General features: G+C 47.6%; 16 protein-coding genes. 8 read left to right on the forward strand and 8 right to left on the reverse strand.

Translation table 11 applies throughout. From position 1 onward, the window contains the following. Positions 1 to 82: 82 nt before the first annotated feature. The gene (locus Pan241w_RS06040; protein WP_145212432.1) at positions 83 to 970 is read right to left on the reverse strand and encodes a sugar phosphate isomerase/epimerase family protein; all 888 of its coding nucleotides are present in this window, start codon (positions 968 to 970) and stop codon (positions 83 to 85) included. A 215-nt stretch (positions 971 to 1,185) separates the two neighbouring features. Here Pan241w_RS06040 and Pan241w_RS06045 point away from each other — a divergent pair, with 215 nt between their 5' ends. Continuing rightward, entirely contained in the window at positions 1,186 to 1,482 is a 297-nt protein-coding gene (locus Pan241w_RS06045; protein ID WP_145212435.1) for a hypothetical protein, read from the forward strand. 52 nt (positions 1,483 to 1,534) lie between these two features. Here Pan241w_RS06045 and Pan241w_RS06050 read toward each other — a convergent pair whose 3' ends face one another. Further along, on the reverse strand, positions 1,535 to 2,593 hold the full coding sequence (locus Pan241w_RS06050; protein WP_145212438.1) for a DUF3500 domain-containing protein: 1,059 nt from the start codon (positions 2,591 to 2,593) through the stop codon (positions 1,535 to 1,537). 426 nt (positions 2,594 to 3,019) lie between these two features. Between Pan241w_RS06050 and Pan241w_RS06055 the strand changes: the two genes are divergently transcribed. Beyond that, complete coding sequence (locus Pan241w_RS06055) at positions 3,020 to 3,802, forward strand: 3-keto-disaccharide hydrolase (RefSeq protein WP_145212441.1); 783 nt, start codon at positions 3,020 to 3,022, stop codon at positions 3,800 to 3,802. Positions 3,803 to 3,846: 44 nt separating this feature from the next. Here the strand turns inward: Pan241w_RS06055 and Pan241w_RS06060 are convergent, their stop codons facing one another. Both Pan241w_RS06060 and Pan241w_RS06065 read right to left on the reverse strand, forming a co-directional pair. Further along, positions 3,847 to 4,284: a universal stress protein gene (locus Pan241w_RS06060; protein WP_145212444.1), complete on the reverse strand. Its 438-nt coding sequence runs from the start codon at positions 4,282 to 4,284 to the stop codon at positions 3,847 to 3,849. A gap of 95 nt (positions 4,285 to 4,379) precedes the next feature. After that, positions 4,380 to 6,068, reverse strand: a complete 1,689-nt coding sequence (locus Pan241w_RS06065; protein WP_232107369.1) for an alanine/glycine:cation symporter family protein — start codon at positions 6,066 to 6,068, stop codon at positions 4,380 to 4,382. 466 nt (positions 6,069 to 6,534) lie between these two features. Here Pan241w_RS06065 and Pan241w_RS06070 point away from each other — a divergent pair, with 466 nt between their 5' ends. The 6 genes from Pan241w_RS06070 to Pan241w_RS06095 all read left to right on the forward strand — a co-directional run bounded on the left by Pan241w_RS06070 (position 6,535) and on the right by Pan241w_RS06095 (position 11,914). Continuing rightward, positions 6,535 to 7,158, forward strand: a complete 624-nt coding sequence (locus Pan241w_RS06070; RefSeq protein ID WP_145212447.1) for a helix-turn-helix transcriptional regulator — start codon at positions 6,535 to 6,537, stop codon at positions 7,156 to 7,158. 76 nt (positions 7,159 to 7,234) lie between these two features. Further along, positions 7,235 to 8,032 (forward strand): Fe-S cluster assembly ATPase SufC, encoded by a 798-nt coding sequence (sufC, locus tag Pan241w_RS06075; RefSeq protein WP_145212450.1) that lies wholly within the window; start codon positions 7,235 to 7,237, stop codon positions 8,030 to 8,032. Positions 8,033 to 8,172: 140 nt separating this feature from the next. Then, positions 8,173 to 9,597: a Fe-S cluster assembly protein SufB gene (gene sufB, locus Pan241w_RS06080; protein WP_145212453.1), complete on the forward strand. Its 1,425-nt coding sequence runs from the start codon at positions 8,173 to 8,175 to the stop codon at positions 9,595 to 9,597. 123 nt (positions 9,598 to 9,720) lie between these two features. Further along, positions 9,721 to 11,070, forward strand: coding sequence for a Fe-S cluster assembly protein SufD (sufD, locus tag Pan241w_RS06085; RefSeq protein ID WP_145212456.1), 1,350 nt, complete (start codon positions 9,721 to 9,723; stop codon positions 11,068 to 11,070). A 36-nt stretch (positions 11,071 to 11,106) separates the two neighbouring features. After that, a complete protein-coding gene (locus tag Pan241w_RS06090; protein ID WP_145212459.1) occupies positions 11,107 to 11,424 on the forward strand; it encodes a non-heme iron oxygenase ferredoxin subunit in 318 nt (105 codons plus the stop codon). 103 nt (positions 11,425 to 11,527) lie between these two features. Next, positions 11,528 to 11,914: a metal-sulfur cluster assembly factor gene (locus tag Pan241w_RS06095; RefSeq protein WP_145212461.1), complete on the forward strand. Its 387-nt coding sequence runs from the start codon at positions 11,528 to 11,530 to the stop codon at positions 11,912 to 11,914. Positions 11,915 to 12,017: 103 nt separating this feature from the next. Here the strand turns inward: Pan241w_RS06095 and gatB are convergent, their stop codons facing one another. From gatB to rpmB, 4 genes are all read right to left on the reverse strand, one after another. Next, positions 12,018 to 13,502 carry an Asp-tRNA(Asn)/Glu-tRNA(Gln) amidotransferase subunit GatB gene (gene gatB / locus Pan241w_RS06100; protein ID WP_145212464.1) on the reverse strand — a complete coding sequence of 495 codons (1,485 nt, stop codon included), beginning with the start codon at positions 13,500 to 13,502 and terminating at the stop codon, positions 12,018 to 12,020. A 72-nt stretch (positions 13,503 to 13,574) separates the two neighbouring features. Then, positions 13,575 to 15,032, reverse strand: a complete 1,458-nt coding sequence (gene gatA, locus Pan241w_RS06105) for an Asp-tRNA(Asn)/Glu-tRNA(Gln) amidotransferase subunit GatA (RefSeq protein ID WP_145212467.1) — start codon at positions 15,030 to 15,032, stop codon at positions 13,575 to 13,577. 100 nt (positions 15,033 to 15,132) lie between these two features. Continuing rightward, a complete protein-coding gene (gene gatC, locus Pan241w_RS06110; protein WP_145212470.1) occupies positions 15,133 to 15,423 on the reverse strand; it encodes an Asp-tRNA(Asn)/Glu-tRNA(Gln) amidotransferase subunit GatC in 291 nt (96 codons plus the stop codon). Positions 15,424 to 15,453: 30 nt separating this feature from the next. Further along, a complete protein-coding gene (gene rpmB / locus Pan241w_RS06115; protein WP_145212473.1) occupies positions 15,454 to 15,714 on the reverse strand; it encodes a 50S ribosomal protein L28 in 261 nt (86 codons plus the stop codon). Between the last annotated feature and the right edge of the window lie 347 nt (positions 15,715 to 16,061).

Raw genomic sequence — 16,061 nt, forward strand, 5'->3', positions numbered from 1 at the left:
CAAAAGCGCGCAGGTAATCAATCTTGAGCGACTTTTTTCGCGTCAGATCCCGGAAAAGCCTGGGAGTGAAAACAAGCAGGCTTTAACCGAATTGAGAAGAAGTTTCTGTCTGACAGGCCAACTGAAGTTGAGAAAGCAGGCTTGAGTAGTCCGATTGCCAGACCTGTTCCGACCAGATTTCCAAATCAAAGAAACCCTGGTATCCAGCATCATTGATAGTTTCAATCATGTCATAGTCGGCGAATGAATCCCGCGATGTGATGTCTGAATCAAAGTTAGAAATTTGAACAGCGGTCACCAGCGAGATAATCTCGGATAAAAGTTCCTGAATTTCTTCTTCCTGCTGGAGCTGAACGGGATCGATTGAAATTCCGACAGCTGGATGTCCGCATGCGTCAATGATTTCTAAGGCGGAATGCAGAGAATTGAGAAAGGTCCAATTTCGGGCAAGCGAGAGTGGCATTGTTTTTAATGCCAGTTTTGTGCCATTAGCTGCTGCGGTATCTCCTAATCGTTTGAGTGCATCAATGGTCAGGTCCCGTGCATGGTTTAAAGTATGTCCTGCACGGGGGCCACTGGCGATCTGGATAGCAGCCGCATTGACTTGGCCGCCAAATTGGATCAATTGAATGGCATCTGCGATCGAATCATCAAACGAATATTCATTGCAGCCAGTGAAGCCACCTGCCAGGGAAATGGTAGAAACTTTCATACCCGAATCAATCACCAGTTCCGCTGCCTGGTCTGTTTCCAGGTCCAAAATTTTTCGATTCCAGAGGCCAATCGCAGGGATTCCACTAGCTAGCAGGCCGAGCAGGCTCTCTTTAAAAGACCAGTGATAGGTTGTGATTTGATTTACGGAAATTCGATCAGATAGAGAAAATAAATGCTCGTTATTTTTTGGTTTAACAGTGGAAGATGGAGTAGAGAACGAATTGACTTTACGCTGTGAGAGAAGCTCTTTAGTCACTCGGTCACCTGCTGTCTGGAGAGAAGATCAGGTATATATTTTCAATTAGATTTGGTGGTCTAATTGTCAATAACAATAAATAAAAATTCAGGGTGAATTACTTTGGAGGTATTTGACTTTACAAATTTAACTTGCGATTTAAATCAGTGAAGGAGACTACCGGAGTATCATAAGTAATCACAAAAAATTTTCCATAGCAAAACAGAAAACAACTTTTGCTAAAGACCAATATTGCTTATCCACTCAGAAAGTCAACCGACATCAGTCAACGTTTTAAAGAGTTCAAAAAAACTTTCATGTTACGTTCTGTATGGAGAAGCACGATTAGAAAACATGCCGAGAAAGAACTTTCATTCGGTATTGAAATTGCGTATTCGCGCTCAATAGCTCAGGCTGGTTTTGAGCGCAAAGTTGAATCCAAAGAGTTTTCAAATTCATGGTTCGCTAACCGGCAGGTTCGCTTGCAGGCCAAGGAATATTGTCAAAAAAAGAACCGGGTTCAGGAAACATGATTTATTCCAGTTCCTGCCCGGTTCAAGTTGAAGTCATTGACCAAGACAAAAATTAACTAGTGACAATTTGTGTGTGCGGATCATCTGAAATATTAACCCAGACGTGCACATGTGGCGCGCCGCGATAGTGCCAAACAAAGGCGGGACCTTCGAGACGCCAGTTATCCCAGACCTGGTCCTTTCCGATATCACCGGACTGGTAGAAAGAAATTTTGCATTGATCCAGGCCACCTTGTGCGTCGATGCATTTCCGAACTTCTTTTTGATCGGATACCCGGTAGGGTTCGATGAGGGAACTGAGAACTTTTTGCATTTCCTGTTTTTGGTCGCGTGTCATATCGGCAACCTGCAGGCCAGTGATCTGGTTGGCCGATTTTTTGAAATGGATTTTAGTTTCAGCCGGTGCCTGAGGAATCAGAGCGGCTTTACGCTGTTTTCCGTCCAGAATTTTGTAGACATGGTTTGCCTTTAATGCCTGCTCCCAGAAAACATTACCAGGATGATTTGGTTTTTCATTAAAATCATCCGCAGCATGTCCATAAAAAATGGGGCCACCAAAGGCCAGATGTTCTGCACTGTCTCCATCGCTACGAACTGTTGTGTGCCGCCCCGTCATGACAAATTGGAACTGATCCGTTCCCGGTGTGCCAAAAATGGCAATCGATTGGTCTTCGCCATAACCACCCTGGTCATCCAGAAGTTGCTTGCGAATTTTTTTATGCCAACTGGGATCAAAGTGACCAAAGAAGATGGCTTCAATGATGTCTTGTTGGTCCTTGGTGAAGAAGTCGCTATTTACAATCGGCTCTGTAATATTCCAGTTTGCCCGAACATGCTGACGCAATAGTCCATGTTTGTCTTTATGGTCCCATCCAAAACAGACTTTTGATTTTTGTTTGGGAGTCAAGCTTTCATACAGTTTTCGAGTGAGTGGTTCTGGAGCAGATGTCTGCGTTTTTTTCTCTGAAGGCTGTCCTGCTAACAGTCCTGCTGTATTAAGTAATGGAGTTCCTGCGATCGCGGCTCCCACAGATTTAACGAAATGCCGTCGTGAAACTGGCAGAGAGTCGGGAGTGAAACCTTGTGAGGGAGTGAGCGGATTGAATTTCATGAGAACACCAATCTTTAGTGAATGAGAGGGGGATGGTACTGTTCCGATTTTCAATTAGTTTATCAATCGGTTGGCTTGATCGTCAAATAAAATCTACAGGGATTGATTCGATGTGTGGCAGGGCCGATCTTTTGAGTTGAGAGGAAATTAGTTGGACTTAGTGCTGGTATCTCCTGTGTGGTAGTGTTAGTCTGATGTTGTGTCCACTTGTTTCTAAATAGGTCATTTGTGAAATCTAGTGGAACGAATGACGGGCGTAATTGAATGTTGATGGGTATGGGTTTAGAATGTTTGATTCTCTTATCTACATTTCCATAGTCAGGTTCTTTTAACAGTCAATGTCGGGCAAAAAATAGCGTGCTGAATTTTCATCATCGATTTTGGGATAAGTGGAGACAGGCGCCTGCCTGTTCAAAGCGAAAGCATATGCGAAAACGAATTTCTTCGCTGCTCCTGATGGGGGGAATTACCTACTATGTGTTGGGAGCAGCCGCTGTCATAGCCCAGGACGCAACTCCCACACCAAAACCAGGTACGAGCGAAAAAGTAGAGAAACCTGCTCCCTCTCCCAAACCATTGCCCGGACCGGAAAAATTATTGAACGGTGGAAATTTTTGGGATCACTGGAAATATTTCAGTGAAGAAGAGAAAGAGGCAAACCGAAATGTGACTTGGAAAGTTGTCAGTGGTGGCAAGGACCAGCCCAGCATTTTGATCTGTTCTGGAAAACCCTACGGTTATATTCGAACACAAAAGTCATATGAAAATTTCCGATTCAGTATGGAATGGATGTATCCCAACGACCCGAATGCCAATAGTGGGATTCTGTTGTTCACAGCCGAACCTGATAAGGTCTGGCCTAAGGCGTTCCAGGTTCAGTTACATCGACCGGAAGCCGGTTATGTCTTTCCGACACCGGGAAGCGGTGCCAAGTCTGCAAATAAGCTCTCGCCGACAAAGCCTTTGGATTTACCAGTTGGGAAGTGGCATAAATGCGTGTTAACGTGCCAACAGGGTAACATTTCTGTGATGATCAATGGGGTCAAGCTTGGTGAAGTTACCGGCTGTGATCCCAGTAAAGGCGCAATTGCACTCCAGAGTGAAGGCTCTGAAATTCACTTTCGAAATCTTCTGGTGGAAATCTTACCTTCGGAGCCGGTAGTCGAGCAGAAGGAACCCGTCGCACAACAGAAGCCCGACAAAACTTAGTCTGGCCTCTTGTTACAGCGGGTTCATTCTTGTGGACTCTCAGCTCAGCTTTTCGGCTGACGTAAAACAAGGGTAGGGCAGGGAGCATGTCTGAGGACGCGTTCTGCGACAGAGCCCAACGCCAGCCTGGTGATTCCCGTATAGCCGTGCGAAGGGATCACAATCAGATCGATGTTGTTGTCTTTTGCGAAATCGGCAATCTTGATACCAGGGTCGCCAACCAGCGTTTCGAAACGGACACCTTCAATCTGATGTTTTGCAAATTCTTCCTTGGCATATTTTACGACATGTTCTGTGCGTTTTTCATCGGTCAGCCCTCCAAACAGAACGCCCGGTGAAACCAGGTCCAGTGGCACCATGACATGCACGACGGTCACGTTTGCTGGGGCTTCTGAAATTTGAATGGCTTTCTTGATGGCTTCGAGTGAGCTCTCAGAAAAATCAACAGGGACAAGGATCTTTTTTCCTGTGAAGTAGCCCATGATGTGTGCTTTCTTATGTTAGGGTTCAAATGACAGCCGTCATTGTTAATTGTACGAATTTATAATGCCAGCAAACAGTGGTAATTTGTTTGAGGCTATGACGAACTGGACTGGTTCTCAAATTCCCCGGACTTGTACCTTTTCCAATAGGCGTCCAGTTCCCGCTTGACCCGGTTCGAAAGCAGTAATACACCCAGAATATTGGGGAACGCCATACCCAGAATCATGAGATCACCAAATTCCAGCATATTGGTAGCGGAGACAAGCGAACCAAGAACGACAAAGACCAGAAACAGAATGCGGTAAGACATTGAGGCTTTCTTGCTGTCACCAAACAGAAAGGCCCAGCAACGTTCCCCGTAATATGACCAGGAAATCATCGTCGAATATGCAAACAGGACCACTGCAATGGATAGGATATAGTTGAAATAAGGGATCTGGGAAGCCATTGCTTCAGAAGTGAGAGCTGCCCCCTTATTCCCTTGGATCAAATTCGTGTATTGAGGGTCGTTATAAGCGGAAGTAATGATCATGACGAGAGCGGTCATTGTACAAATCATTATCGTGTCGATAAATGGTCCCAGTGATGCGACGATTCCTTCCCGTACTGGATATTGTGTTTTGGCTGCGGAGTGGGCAATCGCTGCCGAGCCGACTCCAGCTTCGTTGGAGAATGCGGCTCGTTTAAAGCCAATGATAAGTACCCCGATAAAGCCTCCATAAGCGGCATCGGCATTGAAAGCGCCATTCCAAATTGCCTTAAAGCTATCGGGGATTTTTTCGAGATTGAATATAATGATGGCAAGGCATGCCAGAATATATATACCACACATGAAGGGCACAACTTTCTCTGTTGTGCGTGCAATACTGCGGATGCCGCCGATGATGACAATGCCAACAAAAAAGGCCATGGTTACACCGTAGACCCAGCTGTAGTTCTTTAGTACGGGGATCGTTTCTGCCACAGCCTCAAGGGATTGATTCACTTGAAACGAGTTACCGCCAGCTAATGAGCCACCGATGCACAAGACAGCGAACAGAACTGCCAGGACTTTACCCAGGCCATTCATAAAAGGATTTGCTGGGAACTGTTCTTTCAAGCCGTCTGAGAGATAACACATGGGGCCTCCCATGACACGACCATCCGGACTAATACGTCGATAGATTTGAGCTAACGTGCACTCAGCAAACTTTGAGGTCATCCCCAGAAGCCCAGCCAACATCATCCAGAACATAGCCCCAGGACCTCCGGTTCCGATTGCTATGGCAACTCCTGCAATGTTTCCGAGTCCTACCGTCGCAGAGAGGGCAGCTGTTAAGGCTTGGAAGTGGGTGACTTCTCCCTCGTCTTCCGGGTTATCGTATTTTCCGAGGACGAGTAAAATGGCGTGTTTAAACGCTCGCAGGTTAATAAAGTTCATGCGTAAGGTGAAGTAAGTGGCGCCAATTACCAGCCAGAGGACTGCAAGTGGAACCCCATCCCCTTTTTCTATTTGTGCGGAGGTCAAAGGGATTGGATAGAAAAAGACTTTAGCGATCCCCCCATTTACCACACCGAAGATGTCGTCAATTGTCTTCTCGACTTTCGCAAAACCAGTGGCCTCAAGTTTCTCGGTTTTCGGTGTTTCTACTGAAGTTTGTTGAGACGCTTCTGGTGCCGAGGCAGGTGCCTGTGATGCATCCACTGTCAAGTTACTTAAATTGAGAAACAGAAGCATCAGAACTGTGACCAGTCCCGAACGAACTACCAAAGAGATGGGGCTGCGTTGCCGGTCGAAATTCATAAAATTGGATTCCCATTCGCAAGTAACAGTTGCCAGAGATAAAACATCAATCAAATCAAAGTTCGAGCTTACGGTGAGTAAGTTAGTCACCAAAGCGGAAAAAATCGCGGTGTGTTACAGGCATTTCCTGAAATTATGATTTGATCGGGTTGGTTAACTGGAGTGAGTCAGAGGGATTGTGATTTCCCCTGAGAGCGCAAGATCGTCTTTTGATATCATAATTGTTGTATGAGACTATCAAATAAAGGTTTACGTTCCAAGGTGATTCTCGAAAAAGCACAGAAAAGTTCGCTCGTTTTGAAACTGGATCTCAATTGTTTCTTTTTGACAATATTGGTTGTCAAAAATGATAGGTATGCCTAGGATGCTGGTATAAAGACTATTTCGTAGAGTGTTGTAGCGCTTGAAGTGTCAGGCTGCTGCTATCTTCGGTAACAGACCCTTTTCACCAAGTAGAAAACAATCCATGCGTGTTTCAATCGATGATCATGATCGCAGTTTTTTGCTGGGGCTCAATCGTCTTAAGTCAGCAACGATAAACGAGATATGTGAACAGGAAGGCGTGACGGCGACTGCGGTTCGCCAGCGACTGGTTCGCTTGCAGGGACTGGATTTGATTGCGCGAACACAAGTCAAGGAAGGTCGAGGGCGTCCGCATTATACGTATTCCGTGACCCCTTTAGGGATGCGATTGTTAGGGGATAATTACGCCGAGCTGGCAAATATCCTCTGGGAAGAGCTCAAAGGGATTGATAATGAAGAGCTTCGATGTCGTCTGGCGGCTCGAATCCAGACTGCTCTGGTTCAGCAGTATGGTCGCAATGTGGATGCTCCGTCTTTAAATGGGCGAATGGAGCAGTTGAAAGAAGCTTTAGAAGAACGCGGGTTTGTGGTGGAGCTGGACAATTCTGGCCCGCTGCCGATCTTACGCGAACATAATTGTCCCTATCACGATATTGCCAGTGGCGATGCTTCCATCTGTGAACTGGAGCAACGCGTCTTTGAGCGGGTTTTGGGGACCAAGATGAATCTGGCAGAGTGTTGTCTGGATGGGCACCATTGTTGTGAGTTTCAGGCAGAGACAACTTAACTGAGAAAGTACCGTAAATTTAATTGACGTTTCTGAATTTGTTCAGAAAACCGGATGACAGGATGAAATACGAAAAATGAGTTTGTTGAAAATTTCCGATCTACATGTATCAGTCAGTGGCACACCGATCTTAAAAGGGGTCAACCTGGAAATTAATCAGGGTGAGATCCATGCGTTGATGGGGCCTAACGGCTCTGGAAAAAGCACACTGGCCTACGCCTTAGCCGGGCATCCAAGCTATGAAATCACCAAAGGGAAAATCGAGATCGACGGAACGGATATTTCGGAACTGGATCCGAATGAGCGGGCTCGGCTGGGGCTGTTTCTGGCATTCCAGTATCCAGTCGTGATTCCCGGTGTGAAAGTTGCTGATTTTTTGCGACATGCGATGTCCAATGTTCGGAATCCTGATCGGAAAGAAGGCGAGAAGCTGATCCCGATGCGTGAGTTTCGTAAAGAGCTCCGGGACCGAATGAACGAACTGGGCATGGATCCGGAGATGGCCCGCCGTTATTTGAACGATGGCTTCTCTGGTGGTGAGAAGAAACGGATGGAGATTCTTCAGCTGGCCATGTTGCAGCCCAAATTTGCCATCCTCGACGAAACAGACAGTGGACTGGATAGCGATGCCGTCAAAGTGGTCAGCGAAGGTTTGAGCAGGTTGTCAGGTCCGGAAATGGGCGTATTGATTATTACGCACCACGAACGGTTGCTGGAATTCAATCAACCTCAGTTTACTCATGTCATGCTGGCAGGCCAAATTGTTGAGACCGGCGATGCCAGTCTCGCTGCAGAACTTCATGAACACGGTTATTCCAGCGTGCGTGAGCGTCATCCTGAAGCGGCGGCAGAAGAAGTTGTTGAAGCAGTCTAGGTTTTGTTTTGAAGGAGGCTGCTATTTCAGCAGTTTCAGAAAAAACGCCCCGTCATTTATCAAGAAACGTAATAGTCAATTTAAAAAAGTGCCTCCTGTTGTTGGGGCGCATTTTGAAATACAGAGTGGGAGAAATTGAAATGTCAACCAGGTTGGATACCAATTCTGAAAATGAGAATGTTGATATTGGAGAATATCAATATGGATTTCATGATCCCACAGACAAGTATGTGTTTACCGGCCAGAAAGGCTTGAACGCCGCGGTCGTTGCTCAGATTTCAGAAATGAAAAACGAGCCTGCCTGGATGCGGGATTTTCGTTTGAAGTCTCTTGAGATTTTCGAGTCAAAACCGACGCCACAATGGGGTGGTAATCTGGACGAAATTAATTATCAGGACATCCATTATTTTGTGCGTGCCTCAGAAGGGCAGGAGCGCAGCTGGGAAGATGTTCCCGATGATATTCGTAAAACTTACGACCGTCTGGGGATTCCTGAGGCAGAGAAAAAATTCCTTGCGGGTGTGAAAGCTCAGTATGAATCAGAAGTCGTTTACGGAAGTTTACAGGAAGACCTGGCAAAGCAGGGGGTGATTTTTACCGACACCGATTCAGCCTTAAGAGATCATCCTGAACTATTCAAGGAATATTTTGGCACGATCATTCCTCCGGATGATAACAAGTATGCGGCTTTGAATTCAGCTGTCTGGTCGGGGGGTTCGTTTGTGTATGTGCCTCCCGGGGTTCATATCGAATTTCCGTTACAGGCTTATTTCCGGATTAACTCAGAAAACATGGGACAGTTCGAACGGACGCTGGTGATTGTAGACGAAGGGGCGTCCTGCCATTATGTCGAAGGTTGTACGGCGCCGACTTACAGCTCGAACAGCCTGCACTCTGCTGTGGTTGAGATCATTGTGAAAAAGGGCGGACGGTTCCGTTATACCACGATTCAGAACTGGTCAAATAACGTGTATAACCTTGTCACTAAGCGGGCCTTTGCCTACGAAGACGCACTCATGGAGTGGGTGGATGGAAACCTGGGTTCCAAGTTAACTATGAAGTATCCAGCGATCTTTCTGATGGGCGAAGGAGCTCGTGGCGAGACACTGTCGATTGCCTTTGCCGGCAAGGGGCAACATCAGGATGCCGGGGCTAAAATGGTTCACTGTGCACCGAATACATCGAGTCGCATTATCTCCAAGAGTATCTCCAAAGATGGTGGTCGATCCAGTTATCGTGGCCTGGTCAAAGTGGATCCGGGGGCTCATGGTTGTAAATCGAACGTGGTCTGTGATGCTCTACTACTCGATCCAGAGAGCCGCAGCGATACTTATCCATATATTGAAATTGAAGAAGATGATGTTGCCATTGAGCACGAAGCCAGCGTTTCCAAAATCGGTGAAGAGCAACTCTTTTACTTAATGAGTCGCGGTCTGACCGAAGCGGAAGCCTCTTCAATGATTGTAACTGGTTTCATCGAGCCACTGGTGAAAGAGTTGCCGATGGAATACGCGGTCGAAATGAATCGGCTCATTGAATTGCAGATGGAAGGTTCCATTGGGTAAGGCAGTCGTTTAATTACTGTGATCCAATGCAATTGAACAACAGACGTAACAGGTGAAGGTAGCCCCTTCAAACAGATCAAATTTACTACACGCAAACATACTGAAGGCATAATAGATAATAGTATGAGTACTCCCTCGGTTAATACATCTGCTGCGATTCCTGCTGGCTTTGCTGAAGCCGCTTTTGAAGCGTTTCTGGCAACACGTGATGAACCCGACTGGGTCACCCAGTCACGGCGGCAGGCTTTTCAGCACTATTGTGAACTCTTAGAGACGGAGCTGGATCCGGAAGAGTGGCGTCGTGTTGACTTACGGGCATTGCGTCCCGATCGTTTTCAGCTCAGTGCCGGTTCTGATAATTCCCAGGCAACTGCCGATAGTAAAACGGCAGAGACCCTGTTGAAGGGACAGGCTGAATTTGCCGGGCATGTGACTCATGTCGACGGTCAACTGGTTTCACATGATCTTGCAGAAGAACTGGCAGCCAAAGGAGTCATCTTTGGTGATCTGTCTGTAGTTGTCCGCGAGCATAGTGAGTTGATTCAGAAATATTTCATGACCAAAGCCGTCGATAGCAAAACGGATCGGTTTTCGGCATGGCACGCGGCATTCTGGACGGGAGGCACCGTTTTATATGTTCCCCGTAATACCGTAGTCGAGGCACCCTTGCATAGTCTGATTTCGCTGCAGTCAGAAAAAGCTGCCGACTTCAGTCATACCCTGGTGATTCTCGAAGAAGGGGCTTCTGCTACTTTGCTGGAAGAAACCGCTTCAACGACGGAAGAGAATCTGGGGTTGCATGTCGGGGCTGTCGAATTGATTTTGGCCAAAGAGGCTCGTCTGCGTTATGTCCAGTTGCAGAACTGGAACCATAAAGTCTGGCATATCGGACATCAGGCTGGGCGTGTTGAGAATAACGGATTCCTGCAATGGACCGTTGGTGGAATTGGTGCCAAGCTGGCTCACATTCATCAGGATGTTGTGCTTGATGGACGTGGTGCAGAAGCAGAAGTCAATGGTGTTACATTCTCAACTGATCAGCAGATTCATTCGTTCTATACTCAGCAGGGCCACAATGCTGCAGAGACCCGGTCTGATCTGCTTTACAAACAGGTCTTGCGAGATCACGCGCGAGCGATCTGGCGGGGGATGATTCGGGTTGAACCCGAAGGCCAGCAGACAAATGGGTATCAACGAAATGATTCCCTGATGCTGTCTCCCACCTGTCGTGCCGATGCAATCCCGGGGCTGGAAATTGAAGCCGATGATGTGCGTTGTACTCACGGTGCGACCGCAGGTCGCGTCGATGAAGAGCAAATCTTCTATTGCATGTCACGGGGCATGTCAGAGTATGAAGCGATGCACATGATCGTAGAAGGATTTTTCCAGACTGTCTTTGATAGAATTCCCGTCGAAGTCGTTCGCGAGACGCTTAATCAGGCAATCATTAAAAAGTTAGGATTTGGTCGGTAACTTTTGACCGTCTGAAGACAATAAAGATAAATAGACATGCCTGATTTTGAAGAAATTGCTGCCATTGATGAATTTGGCACTGCCGATCGTCTGGAAGTGTTTATTAATGACACTCCTGCTTTACTGATTCGGGTGAACGATCAGTATCTGGCGATAGAGGATGTATGCACACATGATGGTCAGCCTTTGACGAATGGCTGTATAGAAGATGGGGCAATTAAATGTCCTCGTCATGGAGCGCAGTTTGATTTAGTGACGGGAAAAGCACTTTGCATGCCGGCTACGAAACCGATTAAAACATTTGAAATTGAGGTCCGGGGCAATAATATCTTTGCACGGCCTGCGGTGAAATAGATAAGATAGATTGTTGATATTCAAGTGAATAGTTTTTGTGATTTATTTATTTAGTTATTTTTGTTGATTATGGGCGTCATCATACAGATTGGGAGACAGGAATATGTCGGAAGAATTGAATAATGATTCTGGGAAGAATGGGGATGACGGGCAATTGCCCGTGTTTTCAGCCTTGAAAGGCGTCGGGGGTGAAGAAGCGCTGGTGGATGCGTTGAAGCAGGTAATTGACCCGGAATTAAATATTAATATTGTTGATTTGGGATTGGTATACGAAGTTCAAAGAACCGAAGAAGACAGTGCGAAGGTCACTGTCTCGATGACATTAACCAGCCCTGCCTGTCCAGCCGGCCCACAGATTATTACGCAGGCAAAAATGGCGCTGGAACGCTTGGACGATGTCGACGAGGCCAGTATTCAGCTAACGATGACACCTCCCTGGTCGCCAGAATTGATGACCGAGGATGCACGCGATGAGTTGGGAATTTTTTAACATAGTTCGAGAGACTAGATAGGGGCATTTCGATGCCCCTTTTTTTACGTCTGTTGAGTCGCAGGCTCTTTGCGGAAGGGATGTCAGTAAACCGGAAATTTAGTTAGCTCATTTTTTTGATTAAGAGTTCACGGACGACTTTCGGGTCTGCCCCTTTGATCTCGCGCATCACTTGACCGATCAATGCTCCCACCGCAGCCTGTTTACCACTTTGAAAGTCAGCGACGGCTTTCTCGTTTTTCTCAACAACCGTCTGAACGATGGCGTCGAGTTCACCAGTATCGGAAACCAACGCCAGTCCATTGTCTTCAATGATGCTCTGGATCTGTTCCACTCCGGGAATCCCGTCGGCATAGTTCAACAGCTCCTGGAACACAGTTCGTCCACTTTTGATCGTGATTTCTTCGGCGTTTATTTTTTGCAATAATGCCGCGAGCACTTCTGGTTGAATAGGGAACTCTGCAATGGTCAGCCCGCGTTCATTCAGTTCGCGGAGCACATCCTGGGTGACCCAGTTGGCAGCCTGTTTGCCATTGCTACAACCTTCAGCCACTGTTTCGAAGTAGTCAGCAACCGTCTGTCCCTGATCAATAATCACGGCGGCATCGTAGGCAGAGAGCTGATAACTCTCTGCAAAACGGGCTCTACGCTGTGCAGGGCGTTCACAAAGTTCTTTCGTGACGCGATCACGTTCTGCATCGGTGACTGTAACGGGGGCCAGATCCGGATCAGGGAAATAACGGTAGTCAGCGGCATCTTCTTTGCCGCGTTGTTCCAGCGTAACGCCACGGTCGGCATCCCAGCCACGGGTCTCTTTGGGAACGTCTTTCAGGCTCAGTTCGGTTTTCTGCCACTCCTTCCATTGACGCTGCACTTCATATTCGATTGCCTGTTCCACCCCACGAAAGCTATTCAGGTTTTTGATTTCAACGATCGGAGTTGGTACTGTTTCGCCGTTTCCCTGATGGACGTGCAAGTTCACGTTCGCATCACACCGCAGGCTGCCTTCCTGCATGTTGCAATCGGAAACATCGATGTACGTCAGTAAGAGTTTCAGTTCTTCCAGGTAGGTGCGGGCTTCCTGGGCTGATCGCAGATCAGGTTCTGAAACGATTTCGACCAGAGGGGTACCACAGCGGTTCAGGTCAACTTTGCTCTCCTGGCCGCGGCCTGATTCATCGTGGCTGTTTTTGCCTGCATCTTCTTCCAGGTGGGCACGGATGATCCCGACTTTCTTCTTCTCGCGGGTTTCAGGATCGATCTCAATTTCCAACCAGCCGTTCTGGCTCATGGGGAGATCGTATTGGCTGATTTGATATGCCTTTGGCAGGTCGGGATAGTAGTACTGTTTGCGGTCCCATTTGGTAAACGCAGGGATTTCACAGTTGATAGCCAGTCCCGTTTTCATGCCCAGGTGGAAGGCTTCCCTGTTCAAAACGGGGAGCGCGCCGGGCAGGCCGAGGCAGACCGGGCAGGTCTGTGTGTTCGGGTGGTCCGGGTTGAATTTCGTTGAACAACCACAGAAGAGCTTTGTTTTGGTCTGTAACTGCACGTGGACTTCAAGACCGATGATGACCGTATAGTCCATTATGTCACGCTACCCTTTATTTCAATGTCTAAAATTGATGTATGTTTGATATTGTTGAGAATCCGCCGGTTTTTATTCCGGGCGTTTCAAGTGCCATTCGGTTTCACGTTCAAACATGCGTGCGGCACGTAAGAGCCGTTCTTCTTCCAGTGGCGGTGCCAATAGCTGCAGGCCGATTGGGAGGCTGTTTTCGCTCATGCCTGCAGGAATCGAAATTCCTGGAATCCCTGAGAGATTGGCACTGGTCGTGAATATATCAGCCAGGTACATCGCCAATGGATCATCCACAAGTTCGCCGATCGCAAAAGCAGGTGTGGGAGTTACCGGTGTGGCGATGATATCCACATTTTGAAACGCCTGCTCAAAGTCGTTTCGAATCAATCGTCTGACTTTTAAGGCTTTGAGATAATAGGCGTCATAGTATCCAGAGGAAAGGGCATAGGTACCTAACATGATACGTCGTTTAGCTTCCGCACCAAATGCTTCACCGCGACTGGCAGCGTACATGTCGATCATGTTTTCGAACTGTTCCGCACGGTAGCCGTAATGCACGCCGTCATAGCGGGCGAGGTTACTGGAAGCTTCGGAAGGAGCAATGATGTAGTAAGTGGCAACGCAATATTTGGCATGGGGCAGCTCGATGGGGATTAGTTCTGCCCCCAGCGATTTATAAACGTCCAATGCTTGTTGAGTCGCCGCCTTGACATCCGGGTGCAGGCCTTCTGCGTGCAGGTGTTCCACATAGCCGACTTTAAGATTTTCCAGTGGCTGTTCCAGTTTTGCCGTGAAATCCGGAATAGGGGCATCGAGGCTGGTCGTGTCGCGTTGATCTTTTCCCGAGATCGTTTCCAGGATTAACGCGGCATCTGTCACATCGCGGGCAAAAGGGCCAATCTGATCTAGAGAACTGGCAAACGCCACTAAGCCATAACGGGAGACGCGGCCATAGGTTGGTTTCAGGCCGACGACACCGCAGAAACTGGCGGGCTGACGAATCGATCCACCGGTATCGCTGCCTAAGGACAGTGGTGTGAAACCGGCAGAGACGGCAGCGGCCGAGCCACCGCTGGATCCACCAGCTGCATAGTCGGTGTTCCAGGGGTTGGCGGTTGTTTTGAAGGCCGAGTTTTCTGTCGAAGAGCCCATCGCGAACTCATCGAGGTTCGTTTTGCCAATCAGGACGGCGTCAGCTGCTTTGAGTTGTTCTACAATGTGGGCATCATAAGGTGGAACAAAGTTCTCCAGCATTTTACTGGCACAAGTGGTAGTGACACCTGCGGCACAGATGTTGTCTTTGAGGGCAACAGGCACGCCAGCCAGTTTTCCCAGCGGTTTGCCTGCTTCTCGTTTCTGGTCAACTTCTCTGGCTTTTTCGAGGGCCGCTTCTTGTTGTACGGAAAGAAAGGCATTGATACTGCCATCGCGGCGGGAGATTTCATTCAGGCAAGCGGTGGTGATTTCTTCGCTGCTGATTTCGCCGGAGTTCATTTTCGCAAGCAGTTCGCTTGCGGTGGCTGACGTGATAGACATGGAATGTCGAGTCTCCATATAAGTTTAAAAGCCCGACTTGTCAGCAAGCCGGGCCTTGGATTATTGCTTTTATGTGCTCAATGGTAAAGTCGCCGGTCAACTAGAGAATTGCGGGTACCAGGAAATAACTCCCGTCCGTCTGCGGAGCATTGGCTAGCGCTTTTTCTCGTGGGAGACTTTCTTTCAGCTGATCTTCGCGAAAGACATTCGAAATCTCGATCGCATGTGCCATGGGGTCGACGCCTTCGGTATCCAGCTCGTCCAGCATGTCGATATATTTGAGTACGGATTCCATCTGTTTCCCCAGCGCATTGACTTCCGTTTCAGAAAGTTTCAAGCGGGAGAGTGAAGCAACTTTCAGTACGTCTTGCTCAGAGAGTTGAGTACTCATAGACAATCTGCTTGAGAGTGGGAATCGTTATTAATTCGAGGGCAATGTAAATGGCTTTTTCGCGACAGCTTTGGTCACTTTGCCAGATCGAATGCATTGGGTGCAAACGCGTTGCGTTTGTACGCTCCCTCCGACCTGAACCCGAATTTTCTGCAGGTTTGGCTTGAAGACGCGTTTGGAAACGCCCGTTGTCTGTCGACCGTTACCACCCAGGTATTTGTACTTACCACGCTGGCGAACTCGATTACCAATTACGGGAGTCTTGCCACAGGCATCACACTTCTGACCCATTTGTATACTCTTTGACTATCTAGTGGGTTCTGAAAAACTCAGCTCATGCTGATTTCAATTGACGTAAATTGACCGCAGTTTGAAAGATTCGGCCATTCAAGGAACCCAATAGTATATTTGCCCTGCCTGATATTGCAACCGAAGCCACTGAGATATCGTTTCCTGCCATTAGAAAAGTTGAAAAATGTGTCCCCAAAATGATTCTCAGGAATTGAAAATTGTACTATTGGGGACAGTTTTTTGAAAAAGCATCCACACTGAATTTGATGGTTTTGGGGTTGGATAATTTTTAAGGTGAATAGCAGTAACAGTTTATGGTGAATATTGTTTGTGGGAAACGTGTTTGG

It is taken from the genome of Gimesia alba (assembly GCF_007744675.1).
Taxonomy (GTDB): domain Bacteria; phylum Planctomycetota; class Planctomycetia; order Planctomycetales; family Planctomycetaceae; genus Gimesia; species Gimesia alba.